Below are 8,585 nucleotides of genomic sequence, written 5' to 3' on the forward strand. Positions count from 1 at the left end.
CTGCCACGGGATGCCCGACTACTCGGGTCGCGGGTACCCGCGCTCGCTTCTGGACCCCGTCGACTTGGGCGGAGAACCCAATCCTCCAGGCCCGGATGAGAACGACTATTCGCTCAAGGGCGACCCGCTGGTTCTCCAGCTCTTCGGCCCACTCGCGCTGGGAGGCACGCAATGACGAAGTCATCCATTGCAATCGGCAAACCGCTCGTCAAGTCGTTGATCTTCGCGGTCACCACGACTCTGGTCCTTGCTTTTGTTGCCATCGAACTTGGTGGATTCACGTTCTATGACAAGTCCGGATACGGGGCGGTCTTCGCCGACGCATCCGATCTCCAACCTGGTGACGACGTCCTGGTCGCCGGCGTGAAGGTCGGCACTGTCGACGAGATCACGGTGAACGACCAGAATCGCGGCGAGGTCCGGTTCCAGATCAAGGACACGGTGTCGCTCGACGACAAGGCTCGCGCGGCGGTTCGCTACAAGAATCTCACCGGAGACCGCTACCTCGAACTGGTGCCTGGCGGTGGCTCGGGCGCACTGTCGAAGGGCACCACCATCCCGGTGGACCGCACCTCACCGGCGCTCGACCTTGACCTGCTGCTCGGCGGTCTCAAGCCCCTGTTCCAAGGCCTCGACCCCAAGCAGATCAACCAACTGTCTGGAGAACTGGTCGCGGTCCTTCAAGGTGAGGGCGGCACCATCGAGACGCTGCTGCGCCGCATTGGGAGCTTCTCGTCCGGTCTTGCCAACGAAGACGAGGTGATCGGACAGGTGATCACCAACATGAACACCGTCCTGGGCAATCTCGACACACACAGCGTTGAACTCAGTGACACAGTCTCAACGTTGCAGCAGCTCGCATCGGGTCTTGCACTGGATCGCGGTCGCCTCGGCCGCTCGTTCGCGAACGTCGACAAGCTCGTCACGAGCATGAACGGATTGCTGGTGCAGGTGCGCGACCCGTTCCAGGAAATGGTTCGGCAGGTCGGCCGCGTTTCTCGGCAGGCCAACGCCGGGAGCGGCACTCTCAACGAGTTCCTGCGGATGCTGCCAGGGGCCTACCTCCGCATCGGTCGACTCGCCTCGCGTGGGTCCGGATACAACCTCTACCTCTGCTCGCTGAGGCTCCGTGTCACAGACCCGCTAGGAAACGCCTACTACACGCCCTGGGTTGGGCCGGCCGACAGCATCAAGCGTTGCAAGCCCGGGGTAGCACCCCTGCAGACACCGGAGGAACGCGAAGCCGCGGACGCCGCCTCCCGAGAGGGGAAGCAGTAACCATGGACATGACCAAACACAAGACCTTCCGCGAACGGAACCTCACGATGATTGCGGTCGTCAGCGTGGTGACACTCGCCCTCCTGATCCTGGGCTCGTTCCGCATCGCGGACATCCCCCTGATCTCCGGCAACACCTACACCGCTCGGTTCTCTGAATCAGGGGGCCTCAAGGTTGGCGATCCCGTCCAGGTCGCGGGTGTCACCGTCGGCAAGGTCAAGGGCATCGATCTCGATCGTGCTGCTGTCGTCGTCCAGTTCACGGTCAAGGACGTCGACCTGGGCGACCAGACCGCCGCTGCGATCAAGACCGGGACCCTCCTCGGTGCCAGGTACATCAGCCTCACCCCGCGAGGGGACGGCGAACTGAAGTCCGGGGCCGAGATTCCACTCGACAGGACAGCGGCGCCGTACAACCTGACCGACAGCCTTGCTCAGGTGGCCGAGCACACGAAGAAGCTGGATCTCGACTCAGTGGCAGCTGCCATGACCACCTTCTCCGACACTTTCCGTCAGACGTCGGACGAACTGACGCCGGCCTTCGAAGGCGTCACCGAGCTGTCGCGTGTGATTTCGTCACGGGACAAGGCGCTGCGCGAACTCTTCACTCGTGCCAAGAAGGTGACCGGGACCTTCCGGGAGCGCACGGACCAGATCAAGCTCCTGATCCGGGACGGCAACCTGATCATGGTTGAACTCATCCAGCGGCGTCAGGTGATCGAACGACTCATCAAGAACGCCTCTGGACTCGCCGAGCAGGTCACCGGCCTGGTCAAGGACAACCAACGTCAACTTCGTCCCGCGATGAAGGAACTGAACAAGGTCCTCGCGATCCTCAACAAGAACGAGGAAAACATCAGCGTTTCTCTCCACCGGGCGTCGATCTTCCTCGCCGGCCTGGGCGAGGGCGTCGGACACGGACCCTGGTTCAACGGCCACCTCGAACTGCCCACGGGTCAGATCGGCCTGCCCAGCGTGCTCAACGGACTGACCGGCCAACCGGGCCTCAACATCGGAGAAGGTGACCTGCCGTGACCCGTCTAGGAAAGCCCCTGTACCGCGTGACGATCGCCTTGGGCGCTCTGCTTCTCGTGGTCGTCTCCTTCAACGCAGTGCGCGAGGCCGACACCAAACACGGAGTGGCGTACTTCGATTCGTTCACCAGTGTCTACAAGAACGACAAAGTCAGGATCCTCGGTGTCGAAGTCGGCAAGATCGACAAGATCACCGCGACCGACGACAAGGTGAAGGTCGAATTCTCCTACGACGCCAAGTACGACCTTCCCGCCGAGGTCCACGCAGTCATCGTGTCTCCCACCCTGGTCGCAACCCGATTCGTCCAACTCGAGCCGGCCTATGACGGCGGTCCGATTCTCGAGGACGGGGCCACGATTCCGATGCTCCGTACTGCGTCACCTCTCGAGTTCGACGACCTCAAGTCCGAACTCTCCCGCCTGAGTACATCTCTGGGGCCCAACGAAAGTGACGAGAACGGCGCGCTGGGGGAGTTCCTCGACGTTGCCGCCAAGAACGGCAAGGGTCAGGGCAAGCGCTTCAACACCATGATCAAGGAGTTTTCGTCGGCGATGGACACCCTTGCAACCGGCAAGGGTGACCTCTTCGGAGCCATTCGCAACCTCCAGGTCTTCGTCAGCGCAATGGCAAGCCTGGACAAGGGCGTCGCAGCCTTCAACCGCAACCTGGCCAGCGCCGGCGACCTGCTCGACGACAACGGAGACGAACTCACTGCCGCCATCCGCAGTGTTGACCGAGCAGCAGTGCTCGTCGAGTCCTTTGTGAAGGAGAACCGGCCTGGCCTCACGCAGGCCACCAAGCGACTGGCCAGCTTGACGACCATGCTGGCAAACTCTCGCGACGAACTCGCGACCGTGCTGCACGTCGGACCGAACACGCTCACGAACTTCTTGAACATTGCCTCGCCGAGCATGCAGGCGTGGACCGGCGGCCTGATGGTCGACAACCTCGCTGCTCCGGGTCAACTGTTGTGCGCCCTCGTATCGCAAGCCTCCGGAAACGCCGGAACAGGTCTTGACGCATGCGCGACCTACCTCGCTCCGCTGCTCAACAAGCTGGGGATTGCCGCCCCGCCTGTCGGCCTGGGCGGGGCCCTGGAGCTTCCGGGCGGCGGCGGCACGTTGCCAGCCGAACCGGATGAAGACAATCCCTATCCGAACGACTCGAAGAGCGAGCTTCCGCCGTCGACAGACAGCCTCGACTTGCTCGGACTGCTGACTGGAGGTAAGTCGTGACGACACGGCTGAGGCGAGGACTCGTCGGCGTACTGTTGCCGATCCTGGTCCTGTTCACCGCCTGCGGATACGAGAATCTGAACTCGTTGTCCCTCCCTGGGAGCAAGGGCGTGGGCGAGAACTCATTCAGGGTGCGTGTCGAGCTCAGCAACGCGCTCAACATCGTCCCCAACACGCCCGTGCGAGTCGCGGACGTCAACGTCGGGACGATCCAGGAAATTGAACTCGTCGACAACCTGCCCGTGTTGACGATCTCACTGGACGACAGCGTCGAACTCCCGGCCAACGTGACCGCAAGGATCGGACAGACCTCGCTACTGGGGGCGAAGCACATCGAGTTGATTCCACCGCCCCCAGGGAAAGAAGACGGCGTCCTCGCCGAGGGCTCAGTCATCGGTCGCGATCAGACCGGAAGCTACCCACAAACCGAAGACGTCCTGGCTGCGACCGCCACCCTCCTCAACGGCGGCGGCCTGAGCCAGATCAAGACCATCGCGACCGAACTGAACAAGGCACTAGGCGGCCGCGAGGGCACAACCCGTCAACTCCTGCGCCGGGCAGCACGCCTCGCCACCGAACTCGACACCCGCCGCGGCAGCATCATCCAGGCAACCAAGGCCATGAACCGGCTGATGGGGCGGTTGGCCGGTGGAAACGACACCATCAACAATGCCCTTGATTCGTTCCCCCCGGCACTTGCGGTGCTCGCGAAGGACCGCCGACGCCTGGTCCGAACCCTGGAGAGCCTCGGCGACTTCGGCACCTCGCTGTCGGACTTCGTGGATCGCGGCGGGGACAACCTCACCCGCAACATCACCGCCCTCGGCCCATCACTCAAGGGGTTGGCCGACGCAGGATCCTCGCTCACCGACTCGCTGTGGCTGCTCGGCACGATCGCCTTCCCACTGCGGACCTTCGGGGAGTACCTGCGTGGCGACTTCATCAACCTTTGGGGAACCGTCGATGTGGGTCTGGACACCCTCGACCGTGGCCTGCTCAGCGGCACGCCACTGGCTGGGCTCTTGTCTGCATCGGAAAACCTCCTGGGCCAGCAGGTCACCGGCCAGGCAGCAGATGCAGGTGACCCTCTCGAGGACCCGCTCGCGCTCGGCGACGCGGACGCGTCGACAGAGTCGGGCAGTCAAGACAAGCCGGGCTCTGCCCCGGACACCGAGAAGGAACCCGCACCAGATGCCCCGGAGGACATCGTGTCTCAGATCTTGCAGGGGCTCCTGCTCGGCGGAGCTCAGAAGAACGGGGGACAGTGATGGTTACACGCCGAGTCAGAATCCAACTGGCTGTGTTCGCCACACTCACGGTGATCGCTTGCAGTCTGATCTTCTTCCACTACGCCAAGATTCCTTCGTTGATCGGGATTGGCCAGGTGAAGGTCAGCGCGACCTTCGCGGCCGGGGCGGGCTTGTACCCGCAAGCAAACGTCACCTACCGCGGCGTCACGGTCGGCAAGGTCACGGCCGTGACACTCGAAGACGGCGAAGTGGTTGCCGACCTTCGTTTCGACGCAGACGCATCGGTGCCGGCGGACGTCGAGGCGGTCATCAAGAGTGTCTCTGCGATCGGAGAGCAATACGTCGATCTGGTTCCGGTCTCGTCCGGTGGGGATCGCCTGAAGTCAGGGGACCACATTCCCTTGTCGCGGACCCGGATTCCCCAGGAGATCGCTGAAGTTCTCGATGACGTCGATCGACTCCTGGCGTCCGTTCCCCTGAACAGCCTCAGCGTTGTGCTCGACGAGGCCGAAGCAGGATTCGGGGACCTTGGACCGGACCTTGCTCGACTCAACGAGAACACTCAGGGCCTGGTGCAGGAGGCGTCGGACGCCTACCCCGAAACGCATGACCTCATCAACGATGGAGAGACCCTGCTCGACACGCAGGTAGCCACCAGCCCAGAGATTCGGGCATGGACCGACGACCTCGCCGGATTCACCGCCGAGCTGCGTACCAACGACAAGGCGATCCGAGCCCTCCTGCGGGATGTTCCGCCTGCAGCAGAGGAGGTCTCCCTACTCCTCGAGGATCTCACCCAGCCCGTTGCCCAACTCGCAAAGACCGCCGACGTGACCATGGATCTGCTCGGTGCCTACAACCTTCCCTTGAAGCAAGTCCTCACCGTCTACCCGATGGTTGCCGCCACGAATATCGCAAACACAGCGCCATCTCGCGGCGGCATGTTCCGGCTCGCGTTCAAGACGATCGCGAACTACCCGGGAGGCTGTTCCAAGGGCTGGCCCACCGCGGATGAGCCTCTCGGATCCCGCGGGCCGGACGCCCTCACCGACATGGCCTTTCCAGAAGGTGCGTATTGCCACATCCCACAAGGCGACCCGCGCGTTGTGCGGGGAACCCGCAACCTCCAGTGCTTCGAGCCCGGCTCACCGAAGGGACGACGAGCAGCAACAGTCCAGGAGTGTCGGGACAACGGATACCGAAACGACGACAAGCCGCTGACGGTCATCCCGATTGAGAACCCGCTCGCCCAGCTCGGAAATCCTCTGCTCGACCACCTGAACGGATCCCTACGGTCCGGAACCCCAATCAAGAAGGAGGAATCATGGACGAGTCTTCTGCTGTCCCCGCTCGGGAGGTAGAGCCGTGGTCTCGGCGTCAACGAATTGCGTGTGGAGTCTCGGCCGCAGCATTGGTCGCTACCGGGTACTTCGCGGTCGACCAGGTCCGGGAGTACCACGACCATCAGGTCCGGTCGGACAGCCAGAAAGAGGCCGTCGAGACCGCTGAGCGAGTCGCTCTCGGGCTCGCGACGATTAGTCCCAAGACTGCCCGCGAAGACATCGACGCCCTTGCAGCCCAAGGCACACCTGAGTTCGCGAAACAGGTCCGCTCGAACCTGGACGACCAGGTTGACCTGATCGCCGCCAACAAGGTCTCCAGCAGCGGCGAAGTTCGGTCGTCTGGAGTCGTCGAACTCAAGGACGAAGAAGCCACCATCGCGATCGCAATGGTGACTGAGGTCAAGAACAGCGCGACCAAGGACAAGGCCGACGAACGCTCGTATCGCATGACCGTCTCACTCGAGCGGAAGGAAGACGGGCCCTGGCTCGCTTCCGAGGTGGTGTTTGTCCAATGAGCAAGGTGATCTTGAAGGACGACGAAGTGATGGAGAACGAAGAAGTGGTGCAGGCAGACGAGCCGCCGACCATCGATGATGCCGAACAGGACAACAGCGGGAAGAAGTCGCTCGCAATGCGCGCACCCCTCGGCAGCCGTCAACTTGAGCCGCGTCGCGTGATCGCCGTTCTCGTGGCGACTGCGATCCTGCTCGCTGCGGCGGGCGGGGTTGTGGCCGGACGAAACGGTGCTGAGGCGGGCAAGGATGACGCTTCATCGGTTGCGTTGACCGCTGGCGCGGACAGCATTGCGACACTGCTCTCCTACGACTACCGCGATGTCGACAGCGCGGTGAAGGATCGCGCGGAGCTCGTAACGGGTGAATTCGCGGCCAAGTACGCGACCTTGATTGAGGATGAGGTTGCCCCTGCGGCAAAAAAGCATAAGGCAGTCACGCGAACCGAAATCGCCAGCGCGTCGGTTGTCAGCGCATCGGATGAGAAGGTCGAACTCCTGCTCTTCGTCAACCAGGTGGCAGCCAGAGCCGGGTCCGACGTACCTGTGCTGAGCGGGTCACGGATCGAGGTAGTCATGCGATTGGTCGACGGCACCTGGAAGGTTGCCGCAGTCGACCCGGTCTGATCGGGATGGTCACGCGGTGCCGCAAAGGCAAACGCTGGTGAGCCGGACTCGTAGGTCAGGGGAGATGACTCGACCAGCCCGCTTGAGCCCGCGGGACCGGATCCTCGCGGCCGCTCCTGACGTCTTGCGCAGGACAGGGGTTGCCAAGTTCGGTCTGGTGGAGGTCGCCAGGCATGCGGGCGTGTCCCGCCAGACGATCTACAACCACTTTGATCGTCGTGAGGAGCTACTGGGCGCCCTGCTGGTCCAGGAAATGTTCGCAAAGCACCTCCCTCTGCAGCGCGAGTTGGGCAACAAACCGGCCTCTCCCGAGAATCTGGTCAATCTCCTTGTTGCCGAACTCGAAATCGGCCGTCAGTATCCGCTCTTCGACGACATGCTGGACCCCGTCAACGCACCGCGCGTTGCCGAGATTGTCTTCAACTCCCATGCTGTCGCTGATGCTCGAGAGGCGGCATGGTTACCGATCCTCGAACGCTATCGAGATGTCGGGCTCCTGCGACACGGTGTACCCCTGCCAGAGATGGTGCGGTGGATCACCTACCAACAGTTCTGGCTTCTGACTCAGCCCAACATCGTGTGCGGAGACGATCGGGACGCGTTGATGCTGCACATCAGGTCGTTCGTGCTTCCATGCCTGATCGTCAGTGTTCAAGCATCAGCGCGGGAAGGATGAAAGTCCTGATCACCTGAGCAACGGCGGCTTCGTTGTCGGCGCAGATGGTTCCTGGGTGAGTAACGAACCAGAACTGTTGGTAGGTGATCCAGCGAACGGTTTCAGGAAGCGACAGGTCCGCTCTGAGCAGTCCGGCAGCTCGGTAGCGTTCGAGAATCGGGAGCCATGCTTCATCGCGAATTGCGTCGATGACGGGTGAGTTGAAGACGAGTTCGGCAACCCGTGGGGCGTTGGCCGGGTCCAACAGGTCTTTGAACAGGGGGAAGTTCCGGCCCATCTCGAGCTCCGCCAGAAGGAGCCTGACGATGTTCTCGGGATCCGGTGTTTCGCTTCCGATCGCTTGTTGGATCGGCAGGTGGATCGAACGCATCTCCTGGGCGAAGAGTTCGGACAGCAGGTCGTCTCGGCTGGCGAAGTGGTTGTAGATCGTCTGTCGAGAAACACCAGCCTCCTTGGCAACCTCTACGAGTCCAAAGCCGACAATGCCCGTTCGCATCAGCACCTGCGGCGCCGCTTCGAGGATCCGTTCGCGAGGTCGGGGGCGACGCGTGCGGTCGGGGGAGCGGCTGGCCGACGCAGTCAGGTTCTCGACGGGTCGCGGCATGCACAGCCTCCTGACATGGCCTAGGTC

9 protein-coding genes are annotated in these 8,585 nt (G+C 62.6%); 8 read left to right on the forward strand and 1 reads right to left on the reverse strand.

The window, feature by feature from the left end; genetic code table 11:
* The first annotated feature begins 171 nt into the window (after positions 1–171).
* The 8 genes from ACOADB_RS01115 (at position 172) to ACOADB_RS01150 (ending at position 7,954) form a co-directional block, all read left to right on the forward strand.
* Positions 172–1,278 (forward strand): MCE family protein, encoded by a 1,107-nt coding sequence (locus ACOADB_RS01115; protein WP_378596082.1) that lies wholly within the window; start codon positions 172–174, stop codon positions 1,276–1,278.
* A gap of 2 nt (positions 1,279–1,280) precedes the next feature.
* Positions 1,281–2,312: an MCE family protein gene (locus ACOADB_RS01120; RefSeq protein ID WP_378596083.1), complete on the forward strand. Its 1,032-nt coding sequence runs from the start codon at positions 1,281–1,283 to the stop codon at positions 2,310–2,312.
* A complete protein-coding gene (locus ACOADB_RS01125) occupies positions 2,309–3,547 on the forward strand; it encodes an MCE family protein (RefSeq protein WP_378596084.1) in 1,239 nt (412 codons plus the stop codon). Before ACOADB_RS01120 ends, ACOADB_RS01125 begins: the two co-directional genes overlap by 4 nt.
* Before the next feature lie 35 nt (positions 3,548–3,582).
* Positions 3,583–4,815 carry an MCE family protein gene (locus ACOADB_RS01130; protein ID WP_378596085.1) on the forward strand — a complete coding sequence of 411 codons (1,233 nt, stop codon included), beginning with the start codon at positions 3,583–3,585 and terminating at the stop codon, positions 4,813–4,815.
* A gap of 32 nt (positions 4,816–4,847) precedes the next feature.
* Complete coding sequence (locus ACOADB_RS01135; RefSeq protein WP_378596086.1) at positions 4,848–6,158, forward strand: MCE family protein; 1,311 nt, start codon at positions 4,848–4,850, stop codon at positions 6,156–6,158.
* On the forward strand, positions 6,122–6,655 hold the full coding sequence (locus tag ACOADB_RS01140; protein ID WP_378596087.1) for a hypothetical protein: 534 nt from the start codon (positions 6,122–6,124) through the stop codon (positions 6,653–6,655). The genes ACOADB_RS01135 and ACOADB_RS01140 overlap by 37 nt, the downstream gene beginning before the upstream one ends.
* A complete protein-coding gene (locus tag ACOADB_RS01145) occupies positions 6,652–7,278 on the forward strand; it encodes a hypothetical protein (RefSeq protein WP_378596088.1) in 627 nt (208 codons plus the stop codon). Before ACOADB_RS01140 ends, ACOADB_RS01145 begins: the two co-directional genes overlap by 4 nt.
* A gap of 64 nt (positions 7,279–7,342) precedes the next feature.
* Positions 7,343–7,954 (forward strand): TetR/AcrR family transcriptional regulator, encoded by a 612-nt coding sequence (locus ACOADB_RS01150; RefSeq protein ID WP_378596089.1) that lies wholly within the window; start codon positions 7,343–7,345, stop codon positions 7,952–7,954.
* On the opposite strand, the gene ACOADB_RS01155 is transcribed toward ACOADB_RS01150, so the two are convergent.
* Positions 7,923–8,585 (reverse strand): TetR/AcrR family transcriptional regulator (locus ACOADB_RS01155; RefSeq protein WP_378596090.1); only part of this gene is annotated, 663 nt, incomplete at its 5' end. The two genes, ACOADB_RS01150 and ACOADB_RS01155, sit on opposite strands and share 32 nt — an antisense overlap.

This window comes from Nocardioides sp. CPCC 206348 (assembly GCF_048654705.1).
Lineage (GTDB): Bacteria > Actinomycetota > Actinomycetes > Propionibacteriales > Nocardioidaceae > Nocardioides.

Excerpts from the sequence above, each read along its gene's own strand:
- ACOADB_RS01150 (WP_378596089.1), top strand. The coding sequence starts at position 7,343 with ATGACTCGACCAGCCCGCTTGAGCCCGCGGGACCGGATCCTCGCGGCC.
- ACOADB_RS01120 (WP_378596083.1), top strand. The coding sequence starts at position 1,281 with ATGGACATGACCAAACACAAGACCTTCCGCGAACGGAACCTCACGATG.
- ACOADB_RS01115 (WP_378596082.1), top strand. The coding sequence starts at position 172 with ATGACGAAGTCATCCATTGCAATCGGCAAACCGCTCGTCAAGTCGTTG.
- ACOADB_RS01140 (WP_378596087.1), top strand. The coding sequence starts at position 6,122 with ATGGACGAGTCTTCTGCTGTCCCCGCTCGGGAGGTAGAGCCGTGGTCT.
- ACOADB_RS01145 (WP_378596088.1), top strand. The coding sequence starts at position 6,652 with ATGAGCAAGGTGATCTTGAAGGACGACGAAGTGATGGAGAACGAAGAA.